25 protein-coding genes are annotated in these 23,079 nt (G+C 56.7%); 9 read left to right on the top strand and 16 right to left on the bottom strand.

The window, feature by feature from the left end; all coding sequences use genetic code 11:
- Positions 1-93: 93 nt before the first annotated feature.
- The 3 genes from PHE17_RS17820 to PHE17_RS17810 all read left to right on the top strand — a co-directional run bounded on the left by PHE17_RS17820 (position 94) and on the right by PHE17_RS17810 (position 2,060).
- Positions 94-741, top strand: a complete 648-nt coding sequence (locus PHE17_RS17820; protein WP_301017263.1) for a hypothetical protein — start codon at positions 94-96, stop codon at positions 739-741.
- A gap of 48 nt (positions 742-789) precedes the next feature.
- Entirely contained in the window at positions 790-1,425 is a 636-nt protein-coding gene (locus tag PHE17_RS17815; RefSeq protein WP_301017262.1) for a hypothetical protein, read from the top strand.
- 185 nt (positions 1,426-1,610) lie between these two features.
- Positions 1,611-2,060, top strand: coding sequence for a lysozyme inhibitor LprI family protein (locus PHE17_RS17810; protein ID WP_301017261.1), 450 nt, complete (start codon positions 1,611-1,613; stop codon positions 2,058-2,060).
- A gap of 289 nt (positions 2,061-2,349) precedes the next feature.
- Here the strand turns inward: PHE17_RS17810 and PHE17_RS17805 are convergent, their stop codons facing one another.
- Both PHE17_RS17805 and PHE17_RS17800 read right to left on the bottom strand, forming a co-directional pair.
- Positions 2,350-2,526, bottom strand: coding sequence for an AIR carboxylase family protein (locus tag PHE17_RS17805; protein ID WP_301017260.1), 177 nt, complete (start codon positions 2,524-2,526; stop codon positions 2,350-2,352).
- Between the two features lie 57 nt (positions 2,527-2,583).
- Positions 2,584-2,745, bottom strand: a complete 162-nt coding sequence (locus tag PHE17_RS17800) for a hypothetical protein (RefSeq protein WP_301017259.1) — start codon at positions 2,743-2,745, stop codon at positions 2,584-2,586.
- 185 nt (positions 2,746-2,930) lie between these two features.
- Here PHE17_RS17800 and PHE17_RS17795 point away from each other — a divergent pair, with 185 nt between their 5' ends.
- Genes PHE17_RS17795 through PHE17_RS17770 form a run of 6 tightly spaced genes read left to right on the top strand, consistent with a single transcriptional unit; the run spans position 2,931 to position 5,683 of the window.
- On the top strand, positions 2,931-3,152 hold the full coding sequence (locus PHE17_RS17795; protein WP_301017258.1) for a hypothetical protein: 222 nt from the start codon (positions 2,931-2,933) through the stop codon (positions 3,150-3,152).
- Positions 3,145-3,900 carry a hypothetical protein gene (locus PHE17_RS17790; protein ID WP_301017257.1) on the top strand — a complete coding sequence of 252 codons (756 nt, stop codon included), beginning with the start codon at positions 3,145-3,147 and terminating at the stop codon, positions 3,898-3,900. The genes PHE17_RS17795 and PHE17_RS17790 overlap by 8 nt, the downstream gene beginning before the upstream one ends.
- Positions 3,901-3,921: 21 nt before the next feature.
- Positions 3,922-4,467 (top strand): helix-turn-helix domain-containing protein, encoded by a 546-nt coding sequence (locus tag PHE17_RS17785; RefSeq protein ID WP_301017256.1) that lies wholly within the window; start codon positions 3,922-3,924, stop codon positions 4,465-4,467.
- Complete coding sequence (locus PHE17_RS17780; protein ID WP_301017255.1) at positions 4,467-5,054, top strand: recombinase family protein; 588 nt, start codon at positions 4,467-4,469, stop codon at positions 5,052-5,054. The genes PHE17_RS17785 and PHE17_RS17780 overlap by 1 nt, the downstream gene beginning before the upstream one ends.
- Before the next feature lie 33 nt (positions 5,055-5,087).
- Positions 5,088-5,345: an AbrB/MazE/SpoVT family DNA-binding domain-containing protein gene (locus PHE17_RS17775; protein WP_301017254.1), complete on the top strand. Its 258-nt coding sequence runs from the start codon at positions 5,088-5,090 to the stop codon at positions 5,343-5,345.
- Positions 5,345-5,683 (top strand): type II toxin-antitoxin system ChpB family toxin, encoded by a 339-nt coding sequence (locus tag PHE17_RS17770; protein WP_301017253.1) that lies wholly within the window; start codon positions 5,345-5,347, stop codon positions 5,681-5,683. The genes PHE17_RS17775 and PHE17_RS17770 overlap by 1 nt, the downstream gene beginning before the upstream one ends.
- 16 nt (positions 5,684-5,699) lie before the next feature.
- Here the strand turns inward: PHE17_RS17770 and PHE17_RS17765 are convergent, their stop codons facing one another.
- From PHE17_RS17765 to PHE17_RS17700, 14 genes are all read right to left on the bottom strand, one after another.
- A complete protein-coding gene (locus tag PHE17_RS17765; protein ID WP_301017252.1) occupies positions 5,700-9,194 on the bottom strand; it encodes a conjugal transfer protein TraG N-terminal domain-containing protein in 3,495 nt (1,164 codons plus the stop codon).
- A 17-nt stretch (positions 9,195-9,211) separates the two neighbouring features.
- Entirely contained in the window at positions 9,212-10,645 is a 1,434-nt protein-coding gene (locus tag PHE17_RS17760) for a conjugal transfer protein TraH (protein ID WP_301017251.1), read from the bottom strand.
- Positions 10,642-11,649 (bottom strand): conjugal transfer protein TraF, encoded by a 1,008-nt coding sequence (locus PHE17_RS17755; protein ID WP_301017250.1) that lies wholly within the window; start codon positions 11,647-11,649, stop codon positions 10,642-10,644. The genes PHE17_RS17760 and PHE17_RS17755 overlap by 4 nt, the downstream gene beginning before the upstream one ends.
- Positions 11,646-13,535 carry a conjugal transfer protein TraN gene (locus PHE17_RS17750; RefSeq protein ID WP_301017249.1) on the bottom strand — a complete coding sequence of 630 codons (1,890 nt, stop codon included), beginning with the start codon at positions 13,533-13,535 and terminating at the stop codon, positions 11,646-11,648. Before PHE17_RS17750 ends, PHE17_RS17755 begins: the two co-directional genes overlap by 4 nt.
- The gene (trbC, locus tag PHE17_RS17745) at positions 13,532-14,254 is read right to left on the bottom strand and encodes a type-F conjugative transfer system pilin assembly protein TrbC (RefSeq protein ID WP_301017248.1); all 723 of its coding nucleotides are present in this window, start codon (positions 14,252-14,254) and stop codon (positions 13,532-13,534) included. Before trbC ends, PHE17_RS17750 begins: the two co-directional genes overlap by 4 nt.
- Positions 14,239-15,240: a TraU family protein gene (locus PHE17_RS17740; protein ID WP_301017247.1), complete on the bottom strand. Its 1,002-nt coding sequence runs from the start codon at positions 15,238-15,240 to the stop codon at positions 14,239-14,241. Before PHE17_RS17740 ends, trbC begins: the two co-directional genes overlap by 16 nt.
- A complete protein-coding gene (traW, locus tag PHE17_RS17735) occupies positions 15,233-15,904 on the bottom strand; it encodes a type-F conjugative transfer system protein TraW (protein WP_301017246.1) in 672 nt (223 codons plus the stop codon). Before traW ends, PHE17_RS17740 begins: the two co-directional genes overlap by 8 nt.
- Complete coding sequence (locus PHE17_RS17730; RefSeq protein WP_301017245.1) at positions 15,885-16,403, bottom strand: S26 family signal peptidase; 519 nt, start codon at positions 16,401-16,403, stop codon at positions 15,885-15,887. Before PHE17_RS17730 ends, traW begins: the two co-directional genes overlap by 20 nt.
- Positions 16,400-16,972 (bottom strand): TrbI F-type domain-containing protein, encoded by a 573-nt coding sequence (locus PHE17_RS17725; protein ID WP_301017244.1) that lies wholly within the window; start codon positions 16,970-16,972, stop codon positions 16,400-16,402. Before PHE17_RS17725 ends, PHE17_RS17730 begins: the two co-directional genes overlap by 4 nt.
- A 10-nt stretch (positions 16,973-16,982) precedes the next feature.
- Positions 16,983-19,502 carry a type IV secretion system protein TraC gene (traC, locus tag PHE17_RS17720; RefSeq protein WP_301017243.1) on the bottom strand — a complete coding sequence of 840 codons (2,520 nt, stop codon included), beginning with the start codon at positions 19,500-19,502 and terminating at the stop codon, positions 16,983-16,985.
- On the bottom strand, positions 19,499-20,005 hold the full coding sequence (gene traV / locus PHE17_RS17715) for a type IV conjugative transfer system lipoprotein TraV (protein WP_301017242.1): 507 nt from the start codon (positions 20,003-20,005) through the stop codon (positions 19,499-19,501). The genes traC and traV overlap by 4 nt, the downstream gene beginning before the upstream one ends.
- 78 nt (positions 20,006-20,083) lie before the next feature.
- Positions 20,084-20,917 (bottom strand): DsbC family protein, encoded by an 834-nt coding sequence (locus PHE17_RS17710; protein WP_301017241.1) that lies wholly within the window; start codon positions 20,915-20,917, stop codon positions 20,084-20,086.
- 11 nt (positions 20,918-20,928) lie between these two features.
- Complete coding sequence (locus PHE17_RS17705; protein ID WP_301017240.1) at positions 20,929-22,299, bottom strand: TraB/VirB10 family protein; 1,371 nt, start codon at positions 22,297-22,299, stop codon at positions 20,929-20,931.
- Positions 22,299-23,060: a type-F conjugative transfer system secretin TraK gene (locus PHE17_RS17700; protein ID WP_301017239.1), complete on the bottom strand. Its 762-nt coding sequence runs from the start codon at positions 23,058-23,060 to the stop codon at positions 22,299-22,301. Before PHE17_RS17700 ends, PHE17_RS17705 begins: the two co-directional genes overlap by 1 nt.
- Between the last annotated feature and the right edge of the window lie 19 nt (positions 23,061-23,079).

The raw sequence follows: 23,079 nt of genomic DNA, 5'->3' as shown, positions 1-23,079 counted from the left end.
TAGTTGTAGTTTCTGGGTCGTTCGGGTAATTGCTGCCCAGCAATGCGGCTGTATAATGAATGGTCATTCAGCTTGCATTAATGGATATTTTCAATGAAATCATTTTCCACACACACGAATACGCTACGCTCGGTCATATTGACTGGGCTATTCGCCATATTAACGCCATCCTCCCTGTGGGCAGCGGGTACGCCTTACGGCATCGAAGGCACCGAATCCCCCATTATTCAGGAGTCCGATACCAGCACTTGCTATGTTTACGGCAAATACCTCGTCCAAACGACAGTACCCACGGACGCAGTGGGCGAGGACATTCGGGTAACGGCACGCCAAGGCGAGGGGACTTCATGCGACCCCAAGTCAGCAACACTGTTTGAGTTAAAGAGGGGATTAGACGATAACAGCGATGCGGTTTCGTTTGCAGGTCTGTCAGGCAACTACTTGTTTCTTGATAACGGCACTGGCTCCAGTGGCAGAACCTTGGCTATCACTGACCTCAGCGACACCACCAAACCTCCCTACAGCAGTGCTTATGAGGGGGAAATGACCCTGAAAAACGGCGCAACGCTGTCTTTCCTGCAACCGCTGGGACCAGTCAAGTCGATCACCGAATGTCCCAACGCCAGCGACGCACTCAAGGCAATGATGCCGGATGTGGTGCTTGCCGAGCAAGTGCAACTCAATCTGTCAACTAGAAAACTCACTAAGACTGGAACAAAGGAATGTGTGCCAGTCCAGTAAAAAGTTTATCGGTGATTGTTTAATAATTTTCTAATTTAACGGTGATTTATGAATAAGGCATTTCTGAATGGTTTGGCTGCGGCTGTATTGGTTGGTATTAGTATTAGTGCTAGTGCGGCAGAGCCTAGAGCTTGCGATGACCAACAAGTCTATTTGGCTGTCATGGAAAGTGCCAGAAATGACCTCCCCTCCCCTTATTCTGACATGGATGTCAAAGGGTCTGATGGTGTTACCACATTAAAAAAGGGGCAATGTAAAATGGCCTTACTTTTAAATGATGGAAGTAGTAGTGAAGAACTAAAAAGAGTTGATGTACTGTACAAAACAACAGTTCCGCTTTCCCAAATCCGTGTAACACTGGCATCATCGGCTAAAACCACACAGAACACTTCAAATAAATGCACACCAATAAAATTTCAGCGTGGACATGTTTCTGGAACGGTTAATGGCTCTATTAAACCAGAAGCCACCCAATGCTACACTGTAGCGACAGGGGCAAATCAAACGATGGATGTTACGGTAACTTCGCGTGACAAAAATACCGTTGCAACTATCTTGGATGTTGGTGATGCACGCGACCACTTCGAGTTTTTAACGAAAAAGAAGACTTATCAAATTAACGTATTTCAGCTTATGCGTTCACCCAACGATGATAAATATTCGCTGAATGTTACAATTCGTTGAAGAAATTGACCGATGCCCGCACCGCACGTTTGTAGAAATACATTGATGACGGCTTGGGCGTGAAGATGGGCAACTAAATACCCTTGGATGAAACTAGGAAACCCCGCAATGCGGGGTTTCTTTTCCGAACGGGCATCAAGGAAGCGTGCCAGTCCAGTAAATTTACACACACGAGGAATACCCCAATGAAAATCCTAAACACCGTTATCGGTGCAACCCTGCTGCTGTTCTCTGTGACTGCGGCAACCGCTGGTGCAATAGAAAGCGCGGCGAGTGCTGGTGCAGCAGAACCCGCTTTCAAGTGCAACCCGAATGGCAACCAAGCCGAATTGAGCCAATGTGCAGCGGATGCTTACGCCGCGTCAGACAAAAAGCTGAACGATACGTGGCAAGCATTGATGTCCATACACAAGCATGAAGAAAAGGTACCCGCCCAACTGAAAAAAGCCCAAAAAGCTTGGGTTGCTTTCCGCGATGCCGAAGTCGAAGCACAGTTTGCCTGTGAAGGCGGTAACTGCTGGGGCAGCATGGAAGGTATGTTACGCAACGAGGTGTTGAAGGAATTGACCGATACCCGCACCGCACGCTTGCAGAAATATATTGATGACGGCTTGGGCGTGAAGATGGGTAACTAAATACCTTTTCATGAGTCGCTATTAGCAATATTCGGCGGGCAGTGTTGAGCTGTTCCGCCGCTTTTTTATCTGTCACTAAATTAAATTATTTGTCGTGATGGACAGCAGCGGCAACCTTTACATGGGTGTGGACAAAAGTGTGACTTTCTTCATCCGGCTTCGCCGTTACCCCCCCCCCCCACCCCAGTTCCTCTCCCTCAAGGGGTTGGGGGATGAGGGGTTGTTCGGAGCGCAATGGATGGCTAAAGCCACACTTTTGTTCACATCCTCCCAAACGGCACATGACAAGTTATTCTGGTGGAGGTTTCATAGCCATCGCGCTCTGGCGTTGCGCTTCGCGGAATTTCTTCAGCTTTTCCGCCACAACCGGGTCGTTATTCGCCAACATTGCTACCGCAAACAGCACTGCATTCGCCGTACCTGCTTCGCCAGTCGCAAACGTCGCTACAGGGACACCTCTGCACAATCGAATACAGTGAATCATCCCGTTCAAGGCGAAAGTGGCACATTGGCTGAAAAAAGGTCAACGGGTATCCATTAGCGCGGAGGAAAGCAGTCGTGCCTTGAATGCGGAAGCGGTGGCGATGGAAGATGGTGCAAATGCAGCCTTGATTGGCTGTGGGTGCGCTTCACTCAACAGGTTCAGGTAATATTCTGCCTCATTGTGATAGGGCAACAAAACCATTGGTCTAATTCGTCTTGAAATTATATAATATTTATAGGACAGTTGGTGCCTAACATGATAGGCATTGGTCGCAACCAGTGCTACTGGCTGAGGCTTTAACTCTTATGCGTAAGCCCCCCAAGGGCAGCAGCGGTGTTTCTCCAAGGGCTGGCAGCCTTTTTTATTTGCATTATGAGGAACAGGTCATGGCTGAATTCAAACGACTGGTACTTAATGGCGGGCATGAAATGGTTGAAGAAGGGAAAAGCCAGTGGCCTGACTTCGTAACCCTGGTGATCGTTGACCATAAGGAGGCGTTTAACCTTGCCATGGATATTCTCCGGCAAGTTGAGGCTCAGCAGTTCCAAGAAGATAAGCGCCCTATAAGCCTTTCACTTCCGGGACAGCTTGAGTCTACAGATGACTAATCTCATAGGGAAACAGGCAATGGATGCAGAAATGTTAGGGCGTTTTTGCGGGGTAGGGTCAAATTCTCCGTTTGTTACGCCATTCTTGGTGGATGGGTACTACTATGCCACTAATGGTAACGTCACGTTGCGCGTACCGGCAGAAATGGTCGAAGGTGAGGTTCTTGGATGCCAGCCATGTTCCCAATATGATTTGGAAGAAATTTTCTTGTACCAAAACCATCGGTCATTGAACGCCTTTGAAGACCTTGATGACGGTTTCCTTCTTGATGACCCAAACTATGCAAACTATGGGATGGTTGATAACTACCAGTTCAATCCACCCTCGATGGTCGGTTGCCACTGCCTTGATGGTACGGTGTTCAGTTGGGATGAGGCGGATGAAGGCCACGTTACTTGCCGTGTCTGCGGCGGCACAATAAAACATGCGTCAGTTGCCCATGATGGGGAGCAAAAGCAAGTCGTTTTAGTCCGGTTGGGAAATACCAGCTATGCCCATGCACCGCTCTATGCACTGGTGGCTGATGTCCTTGGGCGGGAACCCATGCCTGTCACAGCCTACCTTTCCAAGGATGCAAGGAAATGGGAGATACCCCATGTTTTTTGGTCAGGTGTAGTATCCATCACACTGTCACAGCCCTATTTGCCCTTGGCATCAGCAGAACCGCCAGACATTTACTGGGATGCGCCGGGTGGTAAGTTGGTGGTGGGAATGGGTGGTACAGATAATTTTTCCAGCCCGTTTTGATTTAGCCAAAGGAGGGTAAAGGTGGATATACAGGTTACTGATGCAGGGATATGGAAGCCGGATGCAGATGCTGTAATCGACAGGATGCTACTCGTTAGTGGCGTATCCAGCGACTCAGCCTATGCGGCTATGTATGGACTGCCTCGGTCTACAGTAGGAAACTGGAGGCGGCGGAAAGCGATCCCCTATGCGGAGTGTGAGCGTTTATTCCTGAGAGGGGTGTCGTTTGACTGGCTCTTGGCAGGTCAAGGCAATGCAAACAGGCATGAAACAGAAACAGCCAATACGCAGATGCAGATTCATATTTCTGCGGCAGGGAAATGGACACTGGAAGCGCCCCAGCAGGCATGGCGAGGGGAGGGCGGTGCAAGTGACAAGATAATGCAACGTGCCTTGTTCGCCGGGCAGGAAATGATTGTAATCAAGGAGGATGACGATGCCGACCGCTTTGGGCTGCGCTATCTGGGGTTCAGTGCCACCGGGTTCCTGACGATGGAGGCGGCAAAGCAGGCCGCACCGGAGTTTGCCCAGCGGGTGCTGGGGCGGATGGTGGAGATGGTTTCATAATGCTCATCGGGTATGCAAGGGACAATTCTGGGCAAGGTCTGGAGGTGCAGATAGGGAAGCTGCGGCAGTATGGCTGTGAAAGGCTGTTCCAAGAAAAGGAAAGTGCTGGCGGTAGGGCAGGGCACACGGAACTGACGGAGGCACTGGGATATGCACAGCAAGGTGATGTCTTAGTAGTCACGCACCTCAGCCAGTTAGCCCACTCCCTGCACGGGCTAGGGCAGGTCAGCCAGCAGCTAAGCCAACAGCAAGTACGGTTGGTGGTGTTGGATCAGGGGCTAGACAGTTCATCCCAAGCGGGCATGTACCAGACAATGTTGGCTGTGGCAGAATTTGACCGTAGCCTGATCAATGGGCGCATTGCCGAAGGTGTGGCGAAGGCCAAGGCGGCTGGCGTGAAATTTGGGCGCAAAGACAAGTTGGCTGCGGCAGAACTTGAGTTGCTGCGGCAGGAGTTTAATACACCGGGCGTCAACAAGGCGGCGCTGGCAAAGAAATATGGGATACACCGTTCCAGCTTATACAGGTTGGTTCAGGAGGGGCAGTTAGGATGGGCGGGGATTGCTGAACCCAGTAAATTATACTAAAGTATAACCTTTAAGTGGTGAGGATACCAAAGTATGGCTACAGCAACATTGCGGGCTGTTGGTGGCTCAATCGTGATGGCTATACCCAAACGGGTGTTGGAATTACTGGGGCTTCATGCGGGTTCACAGGTCAATGTCAACGTCCAGAATGGGCAGTTGGTGATAATACCAAGGGTAAAACCCCGCTACTCTTTAGGTGAGTTGATGGCCCAGTGTGATTTGTCACAACCTATTAGCCAAGAAGAACGTGAGTGGTTGGATGCCCCCCCTGTTGGCTTGGAGGACATCTGATGCGGACACCTGAACGTGGTGAAATCTGGTTCACTGACCTGAACCCCACCCTTGGTAAGGAACAACAAGGCGGAAGGCCAGTTCTGGTCATATCCACCAAGACATTCAACCAGTCAGGCTTGATGGTGATATGCCCTGTTACCCAAGGCGGCAACCAGTCACGCTTTGCCGGTTTTGCCGTACCGTTGATGAACACTGGCATGGATACCCAAGGTGTTGTCATGTGTAACCAACCCCGCACCATTGATTACACGGCGCGTAAGGCACGCTTTGTGGAAGCAGTGCCCAGTTACATTGTTGATGAGGCGTTGGCGAGAGTCCAAGCAATCGTGGAATAACGCTGTATCCGCCTTACTATGTGTTGAGGTTCCCTGTAAACGCCTTGGTAAATTTGGCCTCATTTGTTCCTGCTTCAATGCCGGATGGCAAGGATGTCCAAGTGGGACTCAAGGCACGGCCTACCCGCGCAATGTCGTCAGGATCACCAGAACGCAAATCCTCCAACAAATCCCGCCCACCCGTGTTCCGGTGGTAATCTTGCTGGGCAAGGTTCCAAGCCGCTGCGTCTTGGTTGGCTGGTGAGAAGTCTTTTAAGCCTAACTGTCCCGCCTGCTTATCCCACGTACCTTGGAGCATTTGATAACGTCCAGCAGCCGTACTGTCCAAGCCTGCATTCGGCCCTGACTCAATCCTTACAGGAATACGCGGATGGTCATCATAACTTTCAAAACGTTGCCCACCGTAAATGACGTTATAACCGGGTGATTCAGTACCTGCTATCGTATCAAGCAATGCCCGTGCTTCTGCTGGGAGGCTTTTGTTCACTGTCCCTCCCACATCACCGGACGATGCCGTAGGGTGATGACTGCCACCAGCCCCCCATTGGAATTGCTGGGGTTGGTGTTCTGCCCTGCTACCAAACACTTCACCCCTGATTTGCTGGGTAGAACCATTTTCAGATGCACTTAACATATCGCTGCCAACAACCCGGTTAAAGCCAGCCCCATAATCCGTACCCCAATCCTGTTCCCGGCCTGTGGCAGCACGTCCAACAGCACCCGCAATCCCTTGGGACAGCCCTGACGCGGTGGCGGCGATGTCCACCAAACCCTTATTGGCAAACTTGAGCGCATCACCGACAGGTTCCGGTACTGCCGCCAATACATTATCAGAGGTGCGCTCAAAACCCGCCTCAGATGCAGAACGGTTTGCCATGTCACCGATTAATGCCGCCTTGTGGTCATGTTCGCCCTGTAAACTGGCTTTGCCTGTTTGGATTGTCCCTTGGGTATCTGCCATGCCCGCTTGCGTATTCCCCCTGAGTGCCTGATAGCCAGCAGGCGAAGTGCTGCCCACATCCAAATTGGCAGCTCCCGTGGCTTGCCCCAGCTTGCCCGTACCTTCGGCCTGCAAGGCATCCATGCCGGAATGGCCTTGTGCGGTGATATCGGCTTGGTTGGCTGCATTGAAGTTATGCACGGCGCTGTCTGCCGCAGCACCTTGCAGCCCCACCAATTCACCACCATGCTGCGCCACAAACCGATCCACCAGACCATTGAGTTGCTGGTTTGCCTGCATGTCCCCCCGCTCTGCCCGCTGTTCAAGGGCAGTGAACTCAGTGCGGGACATGCCCGAGGCATCTTGCACTGCATTACTGATGTCCCCACTGAAGGAAATCCCGTGTTCCTCCATGCGTGACTGTACCTGTGACCAACTTTCGGAGCGTTGGAGGGATGCTGCGGCCTTCTGGGCCAGTGCATCATTTTGCTGGATACCTGCTTGGAGGTTATTGGCGGCGGCATCCGAAACCCCGTCCTGTTTGGTGGCAGCCAATTGGCTGGACAACTGGGTAGCTGTTTGCCAGTTTTCCTTAAAGCCAGTCTGTTCGGCGACCTCAGCGGCTTTGGCGTAGTTTTCTTTGGTTTGGGCATCTGCTTTGCCCGATAAGCCGATCCCCTTACCAATACTCCCCAACAGCCCCATACTGCTGTTGAAGCTCAAACCTGTTTGGGCGGAGAGGGTTTCAGCGGCTGACTGCATCTTGTCGAGTGATTGCGACAATTGGGTGGATTGCTGCTGTGTAGCGGTATCCGATGTCCCCAGTGACTGCTGGACTTGATGGTTGAACGATTGCATCTTGCTGAATACCGCCGATGAGGACGCCATGTGTTCCACCGCGTCGGTACGCGCAGCCTGTATGGACTGGCTGGCCTGTGTTGCCATGCTCGACTTGACCGCATCACTCATGTTTGCCGACATGGCGTAGCTGCTGACGGCCTGCTGGGTTATCGCACCACCATCGCCGGTAAAGATGTTCCTTGTCCCCATGCCATCAGTTTGGGTGAACGTACCAACGTTGCTGGACGGTGCAGTGTTGTGTGCGAAGTGGTTGGCATTGCCAAGGCTACTGTTACTTAAGGCGATGTTGCCAGTAGTCGCTTCTTCTGCCCCTTTTGCGGCAGGTGCTGCATAGGAGTTCATCACCCCACCGGCAAGCTGTGCCATCATTGCCCCACCTTGGTTGATTACCATGTAGCTGATCATCGGGATCGACATGGAGAGGTAGCCAGCAATCAGCCCCATATCCGCCAAGGCTTGGTGCAGCCCAGTATTGGTCGCCATCGACAAGGCCGTGCCACCTGCAATGGTGGTTACGGCACTGGTGGCGGCATGGGTGCTGTAGAGCGTCACCCCGAGGTTAAGGATGGCGTACAGCGGTGCCCACAGTTGCAGCCACAGCATTGCCTTGATGTAGCTCATGACCACCTTGCCTGCTGTAGGCAGCAGCATCAGTGCAAAGGCAAACGGGAATATCCCGTAAATGAACGCCTCAAAGATATTGCGGGTCAGCGGCAGTACCCGGCCTGCCAGCTCCCCCAGTACTGCGTAAGTCCTGCGCCGTTCGGTTTCTGCCCGTGCCACAGCAAAGTCCTGTGCGGCAGCGCCTGCATCCACCCGTGTGGCGAATGACTGCAAGCCACCACTCATGGAATTCGCCATCCACGCTTGGCGGATCGTCTGCTCGGCAGACAGGCTCATGCCCGTGAGCCGTTGGTAAGAGGATGGCATCGCGGCAGCGAATTGTGCCGCTGCGGCGGATGGGTTTGCCCCTTTCCCCAGCTTCTGCCCGTAATGTTGTTTGGCGGTTGCCAGTGCCGCCGTCAAGTCAGGTGTCAGTGCCGATACAGCCCCTGCGCGGCAATTCAGGATATTGGCGCGGCTCCCGGAACTGTCCTTATAAGCAAAACTGCGGGATTGCGAGGTGTTGCTTTGGATGAATGACCACGTATCGGGTGCGGACAGCAGGGTATCCCACTCATATAGCCCCAGCAGGATGTCGTAATACACGCAATCCTGCCAAAACTCGCTCAGGTTTGCCGCCAAGCGCGAATCCGTCACCTCAAAGCGGGTGGAGGCCATCACCAGTGATTGCCCAAACAGCAGCCCGGTCTTGGAATAGCTCAGGTCATCCGGCAAGGCAAACACCGTGTCAAAGGTGCGGGCGAGGTAATCGCCGATCTTGCTGGTTGTCCCGGCGGTTGCCGCCAACCCAAACGGCACATTCGCCACCACACGGGTGAAGGCCGGGTTCACGCGGTCAACCACCGTGACATTGGCCTTGGGGACCATGAAGCCCATGTAGACAAAGATCATGATCAGCAGCCACTTGTAGTTAAGCTCCTTACCGAATGCACCCTCCAACATCACCCAAATCAGCCCCACCATTGCCACCACTGCCAACAGGCCGGTGTAGTTGCTGTTTTGGGTGATCGCGGCGACGGCGTTGAACACCGTGCCAAGGTATTCACCGCCGCCGTAAGTGAAGACTTCCCAAGTGGGGCTTGCCATGTTGCTTACCCCCTGCCTTAGTTCGTGCCAAACATGACGGATTTGAAGATGCTGGGTGACAGCCGCGTGATGATCTGCTTTTCCTGCTGCTGGGTACGCTCGGTGAACGCCAATGACTCGTCGAATGCCTTCACCACATCATCTTTGTACCTGCGCACTTCGGAACGGGCATCCAGTAGCCCTTGCTTGAACTGTGCCAGCTTGTCGTCATCTTTCTCATTGGCCTTGAGCAGCGCCGAAGCCGCCACCATCTTGCCCAGCAAGTCGCTTAAGTAGGTCGCCAAAATGTCCTTGGCAATCAGGGTGGCGTACTGGGTGATCTCATTGCTGGCACTGGAGGGCAGCAATGCCGCCTGCACCGTCAGGTACTTGAATACCGGCAAGGAGGTGGCGGCAAGCAACCCCTGTTGTTCGGCGGTCAGCTTGGTGTCACCCATGATATTGTTGTTGATTGCGGTGAGGATCGTCTCCACCTTCTTCACCAGCCCATTGCTTTCGGTAATGGCGATGGTGAGGTTGGAGGTCACTTGCAGGCACTCCATTTCCCCCTTGCCATCGGCACAGCCCTTGATGGGCACACTCCCACCGCGCAGCAGTGCATTGAGCAGTTGCGTCCCCCGGTTATCCGTCAGGATGGAGGGCAGGGTGTTGGAAACCGTCAGGGCATCTTCCCCACCACCGTCCTTGTAAGTGACGACCGTGCCGGACAAGTTCATCATCACTTGCGCAATGTCGGTGTTGGTCTGGAAGAAGCCATTCTTCATCAATGCCCGCCACGCGATGTTGCCTTTGGTGGCGTTGATGGCATTGCCCGCCGCATTGGGGTCTTTGTTGTTCAGGGTGCTGTTGCGCTCACCCCCGGAGGTGCAGGCCAGTAGCGCATCGGCGTAGTTGCTGCCGCCCTTGGTTTTGGCGGTGATGCACTCGCCCTTTTCCTTACTGAACATGGACAGCGCACCACCCACCAATTGCGCCCCGGATTCGCAGGAGTCGATCTGGAAGTTGTTGAACTTCTGCGCCCAATCTTGGAGCTTCTCCAAGGTGGCGGTCAGTTGCGGTGACAAGGAACGCATCCCCACCATGAAGGCGTAACTCACTGCTGCCGAGCCTATGTTACGTAACATCGCCACCAGTTGTTCCTTGTTGATGAAGGAAAAACCACCGGCAAACAGGTCAATCCCGCCACACCCGGCACGGAAGGAAGGGAACTGGATGCTCCCCAAGGTGTAGCTGCGCGACGGGACACGCAGGAATACGGAACCCCCGGTGTAATAGCTTGCCCCTTGCCCTTGGTACTCACCGGCTGGGGTGACATTGGCGTAATTGAGGTCGCCAAAAAAGCTATTCATATCGCCTTCCAAACTGCTGCCTGCCGTGGCGGGCAAGGCCATGCCCAACAGCAGGGTTGCCAGCGCAATGGCTTGCAGGGCTTTTTTAAGTTTCTCGCTCATGGTGTCATCCCCTTGGGGGTTGGTTGGCTTTGCAGGTAGTGGTTGTATTGTTGTTCTTGCGCCTGCAACGGGTTGGCGCTGTGCTTGTTCAGCACCGTGTAAATGCGGCTGCGCAATTCATCCCAAGTGATGTAACCGTAACTGATCGGCTGGATGTCACGCTTTTTGGGGTTCACAAGGAAGATTGCCGGGGTGGATTCCACCTTCAGGGCAATGCCTGCCTGTTGCCCACTCTTGAATTCGGGGTATTCCGGCAATCCCGCCCCGTCCAAGGAAACCGGCACGACATGGAAGCCGTACTGGGCTGAGAACTGCTTAATGACCGGCGCTATCTTGATGCAATACGGGCAGGTGGACTTGAAGAAGAAAAACAGCCCGTATTCTTTGGAAGCTGCCCGCATCCCCTCCTCATTGATCACCAGCTTGGCATCATTGACCGCATGGATAGCGGCGTCATCCACGGGTTTCACCAGCCGGTAATCCAGTTGCGGCGTGCCCAACAGCACCTGCTGCCAAACTTCGGCGAATTTGCCTGCCCGCGCTTGGGTTTGGGCATTGATGAGCATGAATGCCTGCACGTTTGCCGGGGTCGGGTCTAATACTGCCCGCGCTTGTATCCGCTCTAACTCCTCTTGGAACAGCTTCATGCGCACCAACGGGTCATTAGGGTCTTCTTCCGGCTTGGGGGACGGTGCGGCAGGCACGGCAGCGGCGGCAACCACCGGCTTGGGTTCCTGCGGCTTTTTCTTGGCAGGTTTGGTGGGTGTTTGCTCGTACCAAAACCAGCCTTTTTCCCCAGCCTTGTAGTACGGGGTTGGGGGTAGGGTAGGCAGGGCTTCGGCGGCATCCGTGCCAGCCGGTACAGTGGTGGCGGCGGTTGTGGCATCCGTGCCTGTTGGGCCAGTAGCTGCTGCCACTGGCACGCAGGCACAGGCCAGCCATGCCAACAATACCAGCAGCAGGTATAGGGGGAGGGGTGGGTTATGGTGGTGCTTGCGTGTCATTTGGGCAACAGCCGGATAACTTTGTCTTTGATCAGGTTGCCAAGGTCGCTGCTGCCCGGCTTGATGGCCTTGTCCGCATTCGCCAAGGCATCCGCAAAGAATTCGCTGAAATCTATCTTGCTGAAGTCAATTTTCTCCAGCTCCTCCGGCGTGAACCCACGGCAAACAGGGTTCTTGGCATCCCCCCAGCCCAAGGGGACATAAGGGCGTCCCTGTTCGTGGATGATCCGCGCCAGCTTGGAGTTGAAGCAGCAGAACGACTTGTAACGGTTCCTGAACAGTGAGTTGTCCTTGTAATCCCCCACGTAATGGCATAAGCCCGCTGCCAGCTTTTGCCCAAGGATTTTTTCATCCGCCGAACACTGGGTCAGTTTGATGGACATGCCCCAGCCTGAATTCTTGCAGCAGTTCTTGAAGCCAAACGGCATTTGCTTGCACGTCAGCCCCTGCCCAGCAAAAATATTGAAGCTGCCGTCAAAGTCCTTTGCCATTGCCTCGGCAGCGGCAAGGTTGCTGGCAGCAACGCCAAAGTCCCCGTTGGCCTCATAAGCGCCATCAAAACAGTTGCCGTCTTGGCAGTAATTGGCGGCGGAGCAATCCTCCACAGTACGGTCTTTGCCCGGTACGCTGCATTGGTAAGCCTGTTCCCACGCCACACAACGCCCGTATACAGAATCGTTGCAGGTGGAACTGGATTGGGTGCAGCCTGCGGCACGGAGTTCCGCGCAATAGTCATCTTCGCCCTTGCTGCCAGTGTCGTTGTAGCACTGGTACGTGTCAGTGTATTCCCAACAAGTGCGGGTGACGGCAACCCCATCCACGATCCGGGGGTTGTTGCTGTTGGTGCAGGTGCTGGATTTGGCCTCACACAGCGGGTTGGTGGCATAAGCCCCGCAGCCGTTTGTCCAAGTGTCTTGCCAACTGGTGCAGGCATAGGTGCAGGAGGGGCTGTTAAATTCAACGGTGAAATCCACCCAACCCGACCCAGCAAAGTCCATCGTCACACGGGGGTAACTGTACAGGGTGGATTTTATGTCCGAACCGTTGGGGACGACGCTGTAATATCCCCCACCTCCCGGTGGCCGCTGGAAATACATATTCCAGCTCCCGTAACTGTAGGCAAGCCCAGCTTGGGCAGTGACCTTGATGGACTTGATATTGGAGTAATTGCTGATGGTGAAATAGGCGGCTGCACCTTCACCACCCGATGCCCGGATAACAAGGTTTGCCCCCACCATGCGGTTGCTGATGCTGGCAGCGGGCAAACTGCTTGACCAGTAAAAGCCACTGGCGCTCACCGATCCGGGGTTGGTGCAGGTGGGGTTCCCCCACCCAGCACACGCCACACCCAAGGTGCGCTTGCAGGTGTTGTCAACGGCCTTGAGGTATTCCATGCAGGTGTCAGTGCCAACAACCGGCGGGTCTTTGATGGTCAGGGTTTTGCAGGCAGTGCCTGTGCCCGTGCCGGGGTTGTTTTCCGCGTCAGTGATCAGGTTGTCGGTGTGCTTCACCAACGGGTCTTCCCGGTCAAGGCTAAAGGTGGGGCGGGTGGTGATGCTGTTGAAGGTTGACCCTTCCGGGCTGTCAGGGCTGGCAACCAACAGGTGCGAACGGGCAGTGTCCTCCAAGCCGATCCCGGCACTTTGGTAGGCGGTTTCGGGGGGACTGGCGGTGGTGAAGCCCGGCAGGGTGTTGGCATCCACCGCAGGCAGGGCAATGCTTGCGCCACTGCTGCCCATAAGCTTGCCCGCATCCAAGGCTTGCGCTTGGGTCATGCCTTCCGCCCACGCGGACTGCAAGGCCAGCACCAGCCACAACACCAGAGCCAATGCCGCCAGTTTTAGGGCAAAAGTCCGGCTGGTAGCCACGCGCCCGTACACCGTCATGGTTTGCCCCCTTGCAAGGCATCCAGCCATTGTTGGTTTTGTTGTTTTAGGGCAGGGTAGCTATCCAGCGTCCCGCCCAGTTTTTCCAGCGCATAAGCAAGGCTGACATCCCCGCTGAGGCGGACATGCCGGAAAGCCGGGCATCCGCTGTCCTGCGCACAGGTTTGTACGGGTTCAAGCGGTAATACGAAGGTCGGCACTTGCTGGATAGTGAGGCGCTCAAACAAGGTGGGGTCAATGCCCATGCCTGCCACATCTTGCCTATCCGCAGGTAATGCGGTGGCTTGCGGGTCAATGCCTTGGACTGCCAATAGCTTGCGGGAAGTGGCTTTCACATCATCATCCACCAACCCACGCAACACCAGTTGTGCACCGATTTTCCCGGCATCACTGAGCAGTTGCTTGAGGCTGGCATCGGGCATAGAAAACGACACAAACACCAGCGGCACTAACGGTTCAGGCGCATTGGGGGCTTGTGAAGGGGATTTGGCGCTTGCCAACAATTTGTCAATGACAGACTGGGCTTGTTGCTGCTGCTTTGCCCCGGCCTGCATGATCGCGCTGATGTCGGGCATTGCCGTGCCGGGCTGTACGGGCTGTTGGTCGAGCCGTTGGAGGGTTGCCTGCCAATCCGGGCTGTGCGTATCCGCACCAAGCCCTTCGGTGGGCAACCCAGACAGCAGGAAGGCGGGCAATAGCAGGGTCAGAAGGCGCAACATAGGCGTTTCCTGAAAATGAGGTAAGCAAAATCTTCGCGGGTCGGGTACTCCTTGCCAGCCCCGCTGAGGAGGGTACTGCGCCCAAAGGTGTTCAATCCTTTGCCGGGTATCCCACCCTTGGTGGCAGGGATCGGGTACAGCATCTGGAGCTTGTACTGGTTCTTCATCACGATGGGTGCGGGCTGTGTCTGGCACATCGCGGCATTGGTGCTGGTGTTGCGTGCCAGCAATTGCTTGTGCATCTTGGTCAGCATCCGCTGTGTCAGCAAGGTGGAAGACTCCACCCCGCCGGTATGGTGGTGGCTGCTGCCACCCATTGGGTAGTTCGCCCCTTGGCAACCGGAACACCAAAACAGTTTGTCTTGCGGGAACCCGGCAGTGGCGGCGGCACAATCCACCCCACAGGCGGCTTGGGCAATGGGGTTGGCAAACAAGGCCGCTTCCGGGCTGATCAGTATGTTCAGCTCATCGTCCTGCCACAAAGGGTCAAGCTCGGTGATGTAGAGCATGTCAAAACTTTCCGGTTGCAGGCAGGTGATTGAGGTCAGCAGGTTCATCCATGCCAGCAGTGGATAGATATAGAAATGCGCGTGGTACATGGCCTTACGTTCACCGCTGGCATCGTTCGTGCCTTGCGCCACCCCAAAATCACCGAATGTGACCCCACCCAACAACGGCGAGCAGAACGGCTTTTTCACCACCTCGGATACCCGCGCCGGTTCCCAAAAGCTCACCCCAATACCAATACGGATAAACAGCGGCGCGGGGGCAGGGCAGGCACACAGGAGGGACGGCTTGTCCCCTGAATCTTCCTGCCCAAAACTGGCATTGAGTGGCCCAATGCGCAGCGGGAAAATGCCTTTCCAGTAAATGTCGGTGATTGGGTTGGGGAACTTGCCCTTGCAGGTGTTGGCCTGTAGCGGGGCAGGCAACACCAGCAGCAGTGCCAGCAAGGTACACAGCAGTTGGGTCAGGCGCTTAGTCATGGACTAATACCTCCTGCATTTCCAGCATCTCCCCGCGTTGGTGCAACACCACCGGCACGTATTCCACCCGGAAACGCTGTGCGAGGTAGCCACCTTGGTCAAACCACAGTTGGGTTTTCCAATCCTGCATCAGTTCCAGCACCTTGCCATCCGTCAGGATCGGTTTGACCGGCTTGGTGCTGGTGGTGATGTACTGTTTCGCCCACGCCGCTTGCGCCGCATCCGTAGCGTCAAACAGCAGGATGTCCTTGGACAGTTGCATCATCGCCAAGGGGTTTATGGTAGTGCCTGCCGGGGCAAACACATTGCCGTCTTGGTCAGACAAGTCATGGTCGAGTGTCAGGGTCATGTCGAGGGTGCGGGTACGCGCCTTGGGCGCACGCGGGAAATGTTTGCCGGGGGGCTGTTGCGTGTAACTTTGCCACTTTTGGCGGGCATCCCCTTCGATTTTTGCCAGCTCCCCGGAGGCTTGTGCCTGTTGCAGGCGCTGCATCAGCACGTCCAAAAAGCTGCGTTCGGCAACCGGGTAGACCTTGCCCACCACCCCCAAATCGGTGCTTGCCTGCACCACCAACGGCTGGGCAGCAAACAGCTTGCCAGCCAGCAGCAACAGCAATGCGCAAGGCAATAGCCACACGCTGGGTTTAGAACAGGCGCTGTGCACGTCCCACCACTTGGCTGTTGGGTATCAGCCCCATGTCGGCATAGCGTGAATCAAACGAATCCGGGTGCGGTGTCCAGACAAACACCGCGCCATCAGGAACCGTGCCTGCCGGGGTGTGCTGCAATGGCTCACCCGTGCGGGCTTGGGGCTTTGCCCTGCCAAATTCTTGCCCATTAATGTAGAACGTTGTCCCTGCGGGGTAATCTTTGCCCCATGTCAGCCTGTCACCGGCAATGCCTGCCACCAGCTTGATAAACAGGAAGCTGGGTGGGTAGAAACGGTTGGGTGCTGGGTAGAAACCAATGGTGTCACCCACTTGCAGGTGCGCCTTGTCACCGGGGTAGGCCACGTACACCCAACCGGGCAGGCTGTCGCTGGCATTGATGCCGATGCGGATGTATGGGGATAGCTGCCATGACCCCCACCAGAGCAAGGCCGCTATGCTGCCAGCCAGTGCTACCAGCCGGGCAAAACGTGCCAGTACCGCCTTGCGGTTCATGGTTGCCCCCCTTGCGGGCTGGCGCTACCCACGGCAGGGGTTCCCCAAAAGGCATTGGGTGTGGTGCTGGAAGGGGGAACTGGAAGCGTTGCACCCTGCATGGGGTTAGCCAGTGCAGGGGCAGCCGCGCCAGATTGGACAGGTTGGGCGGCAACAGGTGTTGCCAGTTTCATGATAGAGGGTGGGGTAGCAGCGGTGATCCCTTGGGTTGCCATCGCCACTGCCACCCGCTGGCGGAGTTCTGGGGTAAGGTCGGGTACGCCACCCACCACTGCCGGTGCTGCCAGCACAATGGCATGGTAATCCGCAGCCATGGCGCGGGACTGGACATCAAGCTGCTTGGCAAAGGTGGCACTGGCTTGTGCTTTGCCTGCATCGTCCATGTCTTGGTGTGCCACGAGGCTTTGGGCTTGCTCCTTGACCACGCCTGCCAAATCCAAGGCGATAAACGTCGGTGGTGGGAAGGCCAGCCGGGCAACCAGCAAGGCCAATAAGCCGCCCACCAATCCAAAAGCCAAGCCACTTGCCATGGGCTTCAGGGATGCCCAGACGCTTGCCAGTATTTTCATGCTAATCCCCCTAACGTTTGCGGCTTTGCGCCACCAGTTGCCCAACCGCTTGCGTCAAGGACAAGCCCCGCACCTGCATGTCACGGATGGCCTGCACTTCCTGCGCCTTGGTCGAGTAAAGTTTTTCGGTGAACGGGTCAACGATCAGCCGCCCCACCGCTGTGCCACCCGGCCCCAGTATGGCGATTTCGGAGTACTGGCCTGCTTGGGTGTCAATGCTCAACAACAGTTCTTTCAGGCTGTCATCCATCATCATTTGCCCTTGCCGTTGTGCTGCCGCAATAGATTCTGGCGATTGGCGCATCAGGAATTTCCAGTCGGAGTTTGCCAGTGCTGCCTTGGCGGTGTTGGAGCTGTAATAGTCATCAATCCCTTGGGTGATGGTCATGAATGCGCCGCCAAATTTGCGTGCCGTGCGGTAGCCACGCATGATGAAGTCCCCCGCATTGCCGCTGCCCATCAGCCGCCACGCCTCATCAATGATGCACAGCTTGCGCTGGCGGCGGTCGCCCAAGTACATCGCCTCGGTAATGCGCATCATCAGGATCAGCAACACCACCCGTTGCAGGTCGGGTTTGGCATCCAGCTCGCCCAGTTCCAACACCACGAAGGCATTGTCCAAGTCAACGTTGGCCTTGCCATCAAAGATTGCCCCGTATGTCCCCTCGCGGGTATAGGGGTACAGCATCTTTCCCACTTCCTTCGCCGATTGGTCAGCTGATGCGGACAGCCATGCTGCCACGGCGGTGATGTCAGCATCATTCCCGCTGGCCTGCCACACCTGTTTGATCGCTGTTTCAAGGTCTGACATTTGTGCCGAGTCCAACGGTTTGTTGGGTGATGCCATTAGCGCCAGCAGGTCTTTCAGCAACGGCATTTCCATGTCCATGCGTGCAACCCATGTAAACGGGTTCAGGCGGATATGGGCGGATTCAGAAAACTCCAAGAATGTCCCGCCCACCAGTGTGCACAACTGCTCGTATGAACGCCCGGAGTCGATTACCCAGCAGCGCCCACCCGTGCCCAAGGTGCTGGCGACCATTTCTTGGGTGAAGAACGATTTGCCCGCCCCGGAGGTCGCGGCAACCGCCACGTTGTAGTTACCCTTCTCATTGTCGAATGGGTCGAGGTACATCAGTTGCCCACGCCGCCCCACCAATTGCAGCAGCGGGGTGGCAGTGCCTTGCCACTCCCCAACCAGCGGCAGGGTGTTGATGGTTGACCACGTAAGGAAGGTGCGGAAACGCCCCATCCTGCGCATCTCCCCGTGCCACGCAGGCCCCGACATCAGCGGCAGGGCTGACAGGAAGGCGTGCAACGTAATAAAGCGGTCACGGCTCAACACCCAACCTTGTGACTCAAACAATGCCTGTGCGCGTTGGCACGCCTGTTCCGCGTCGCCTTGCCGGGTAAACAGCACCAACTGGAAATGGGTGTCGAGGATTTTGTGGCCTGCGCTTAACATGCGGTCAACGAACTCCCACTCTTGCTTGCGTTCCCGCCATTGCGGCAGGAATTTCCCCACCGGGGAATCCGCCATCTGGGTGGCGCGTGCCGCCTTCATCTTGGCGTTGCCCGCCGCACCCATGGGGTCAGGCACATCAACGGTGACACTGGCGATGAATGGCCCGGTGTAACGCAAGGTGTTGCTGAACAGGTCGCCGATCAGGTCGCCCATCCGCCATGCAGGCCATGCCGTGGGGAACTGGCGCACCGAGAACGGGATCACTTCCACCTCATGCCCCTCATGCACCAGCCCTAAGCTGTCGCGCCCCACCATCAGCACCGTGTCAGGGTCTACCGCCTGCTCCCGCAGCAAATGCCGCCCATCCCAATCCAGATGGCGGCGCGGGCGGTCTTTGGGGTTGAGGATGGTGTCCAGCAGGTTGACCAAACCCCCCGCATCCATGTCTATGGCGGGCATACCCGCCGATTGCAGGATGCCCAAGAACGAGGCACGGGTACGCCGCAGCCATGCGGCCTCTTCCGGGTCAGCCCCGCCGTGGGTGGCAACCCCCAAGGGGCGTGTCACCGACATGAACAGCCTAAAATTCCGCAACAGCATGGGCTGTCCCGACAACAGCGATTGCCAGTTGCCATGCTGCAAATAATCCAAGCGTTTTTGTGCCAGCTCGCGGAAAATGCCGCCGCTGGTGCGGGCATCAGCCCAGCGTTGCAGCTTGGGGTGGATGTCCGGGGAGGCATACAGCATCACCTGTATGCCCGTGCCTTCCTTCAAGCCTTGGGTGAACAGCCCGGTCAGCACCTTTATTTGTGCCTCGCCCAAGGCTGTCGCCGGGGCAACCTCCAACAGGAAGCCCACGCTGTCCTCGGCATAAAATAGCCCAGTCTGTTCGTCATACGCCTCATACGGCAACAGTTCAGCCAGACGGTGCGTATCCACCAACCGCTTGGCCTCCCTGATGGAAACGGGCATTGCCCCGGCGGCATAGGCATCCGCCGGGCTGGTTTCCTTGAACAGTTGGCGGATATGGGCGCTGACCCAATCACGCAGTCTTCTTAGGCTCATTGCAGCAACCACCGCCCACTGTCCAACCGCAGGTAAAGGTAGGTTTCATCGTGCAGGTCGCCATCCTTGTCTTCCCAACGGTCAACCCAGATGCGGATTTGGCGCGGGCGGGTCAGGATCGGGTTGCCGGGTGCAACCGTCTCCAGTACGCCGCTGTTGCCCCCCACTGGCACACGGGCGCTTGCCCGCAGGGTGGCAGGATGGCTGCTGGCCTTATTGCCGCCAATACCCAAGACATCATCCGCATCGGTAGTGGAGGTGGCAAAGGTGATGCCGCCGCCGGTCGTGCTGTTGGCGCTTGTTGCCGCCTTGCTGTCCTTGAGCCTGCCAGCGGTGGACAGTTTGTACACGTCACTGACGGGCTTGCAGCCCACCCCGTTGGGCAGGCCGCAGGTAAACTTTGCCGGTTTCATGTCACCCAAGACGGAACAGCCCGGCAAAACTGCCAAGCTGGACAAAACCAGCAGGAGGGGGATAAGTGTGTTGTGCCGTGTCAGTGCCATTTTTTGTATCTGCCCAATCGGTTAAAAAGAGGGGAAGCCCGCCAAGCAAGCCTCCCCAAGCGCTAGGGGAAATGAAAGTTATGGGGGGCTTGCCGGTTGCAGCAGCCAATCCCGCAGTTGTTGGGCGCTGCCCGCGCCTGCCTGTACCCGCCCGTCACCCGCCACCAAGGTGGGTGTGCCACCAATGCCAAGGTTCAGTGCGGTTGCCACCACCGCATCCAACTTGCCCAAGCAAGGGTTGGCATTGGCATCCATTGCCGGGGGATTGCCTGCGAACGCGGCATCCAACGCGGCTTTAGGGCGGTTGGCGCACAGCACCGCTGCCATTTCAGGTTTTGCTTCGGTATGTACCGGGAACAGGATTTCGTAAATGTCCAACTCAGCGGCTAGCGGTTGCAGTACTTGGTGCAATTGCTGGCAATACGGGCAATGCGTGTCTGACCAGATTGCCAGCTTGGGTTTGCCCGGCGTGCCCCAATGCACCGCACCTTCCAGTGGCAGGCTGTACCAACTGATCCGGTTGGCTAGGTTGGCTGTTGCAGCTTCCGGTTCTGGTTGTGGCTCCGCTTGGCCTGCGGTGGCAGTGGCTTGCCCTTGGCGGGTATCCGGCGCACCTGTTGCCGCGCTTGCCACCGCTTCACCTTCCGATTGGGTCAGGTCTTTGGCGGTTTTCAGGTCATAGATATGCCCCACCACCAAGTAACGCCCGCTGGCATCCGCGTACAGGGTGTTGCCGCTGGCCTTGATTTCGTACAGCCCACCAATGGCGGATGGCTGGACGCTGCTGATGGTGGTGGAGGGCAGGGCAGTACGGATATGCCGCCCGGCCTGCCACTCCCCAGCCCAACCCCACGCCAATGCCACCAGCACAATGGCGGCAAGGTAGGCGCACACTAGGCCGCTAAGCCTCATGCCAACGCCATTCACTCATCACCCGCCGCATCGCCATCACCAGCCTCTTTCAGGATGTCCACGTCACCAAAGTCAAAGCCCTCATTCAGCACGATGTCCACCGCCCGACCGCTGGCAATCTCAATCACTGGGTAGGTTTCATTGGCGCGTTGCAAGTACCAGTCCGCCACTTTCTCCAAGGTCTTGCCAAAGCCGTTCGCCACCCCGAACTGGGCGATCTTGGAGGGGTCAACGGTGGTGGTCGTGCCGGTGGTGGCACTGGTCGAAATGCTGCTGTAGGCTTCCGAAATCCCGGAACCAATGCCGCCTGCCACCCCGGACACCAATGCCTTGGCAATCATCTGGCCTTGCTTGCTGACCAAATTGCCGCGCATCCCGGCCTTGCCGTCCTCCCCGGAAACGAAGCCTTTGACCGGGCTGTCCACGACCTTGCCGTCCAACATCACACACGACATGCGTTCCAGCCGGAGGTAAGCCCGCTCAGAGGATATGTCCCCGTAGCCTGCCGCCGTCATGTGGCAGGATTTCACGCGGGAGGAAAACTGGTTGGGCAACGTGCCGCCGTCCACCAGCCGCAACAGCACTGGCTGCGGGTTGGATTGCGCCTGCCCACCCGTAGGGGCATCCAACCCCGACAACAGCACCGCCTTGACGAAGCTGCCCGCAGGCAGGTAGGTGTTGATGCTGTGGTTGCTTGGCTTGCCACCGTCTGCACCCGCTGCCGGGGTTTCCCCATCCTTGCCCTTGTCGCCTTCCGCACCCAAATCGTGCCCGTTTTTCCAGTCTGCCCCCAAGTCAATGCTCAGGATGCCGGGTGGTTTTGCCGCGTCGGCTTGCCCACCGGGTGGGGCTGGCATCATGCCGGGCATGGCAGCAGGGTTGGCAGCGCCCGCCGCAGGTGGCGGGGGTGGCAAGTTGGCAGGCATGTTGTCTTGGGGTGCGGGTGGCAGCTCACCCAAGTTGCCGCCTGCCAGTTCCGCCTGCCCCGCGCCTTGTTCCCTAGGTGCGTCGGCGGGTGGTTTGCCATCCGGGGCGGGTGGCAGTGCATTGGCATCAACTGCCGCTTGCCCGTCCACGGGTTTCCCTTCCTTAACCGCCTTGGCCAGTTCCGCCAGTTGCGCAGCCAAGGCATCGTTCTGTTTCTTCATGTCTGCCAGTTGCGCCTCAGAACGGGTGATCCACACCTCGCTGGGGTCAAGCACGGCGGTGGGCGTGGTGTAGCTTTTGGTGACGGCCCCGGCATCGGCTGACTGCGCGGCGGCATCCACCTTGCGGTTGGGGTCAGACCACCACAACCCGGCAATGACCAAGCCCACCAACAGTGCCAACACTGCCCCGGCGATGGCCATTTGGCGGGTTTTGACAGTGGCGCTGGCATCCATTACAAATCCTCCCCGTTGGCCTTGACCACGTAAATGCGGGTGGTTTGCCCATCAGCCAAGGCCATTTCGTCAACCGCCACGGCCTTCACGTCCGCCCCGTTGGTGACGCTGGTGGCCTCGAACTGGCGCTCATCCAGCGTGGTCGCCCCACGGGCGGTGAATTCGTAAACCTCGCCGGTCAGGTCGCCGTTATAGCGTTCCAGCAGCACCAGCGTGCCGGGCATGTCAATGTTGATGGTTTCGTTTACTGGCTCCGCACCGGGTAATGTCCCCAAGGCCATGCCCCGCATCATGCCCTTGAGGGTGTTGACCCAGTTGTACGGCCTGCCATTAACGGCAGAATATGCACCACCGCCATAGCCGTGGCTGTCGGCTTCCGTTTGGGCATCCGGCTTGGCCTGCGCGTGCAGCACCACCGAGTCAGATGGCATGTCCTTTGGGGTTGCCAATACCGTGTAGGTGGCTCCTGTACCATCTTTCACGAACACCGAGAACGGCTCTTTCTTGCCATCGAGCAAGCGCACAAACAGTTGCCCACCTTCCTTGTCCGGCTCCACCGCAAAGCGGTCATCTGGCCCCCAAATGCGGGTGATGCGCCCTGAAGCCATTGAGAAGCGCGTCAGTTCCTTGGTGGAGATGTCCGCCGCCACGTTGTCGCCATCCTGCACGGTCAAGTCCTGCACTGCCCATGCGCTGGGGGTTTGCCCCAGCAACAGCAGCAGCCCAATGCCCCATGCCCGGTTGAAAGTCCTCTGTGCCATTGCGTTTAGCCCTATGCGT

This window comes from Thiothrix sp., assembly GCF_028714775.1.
In the GTDB taxonomy this organism is placed as follows: domain Bacteria; phylum Pseudomonadota; class Gammaproteobacteria; order Thiotrichales; family Thiotrichaceae; genus Thiothrix.
The sequence above is the reverse complement of the archived record's forward strand: the minus strand, read 5'-3'. Positions and strand labels throughout refer to the sequence as shown.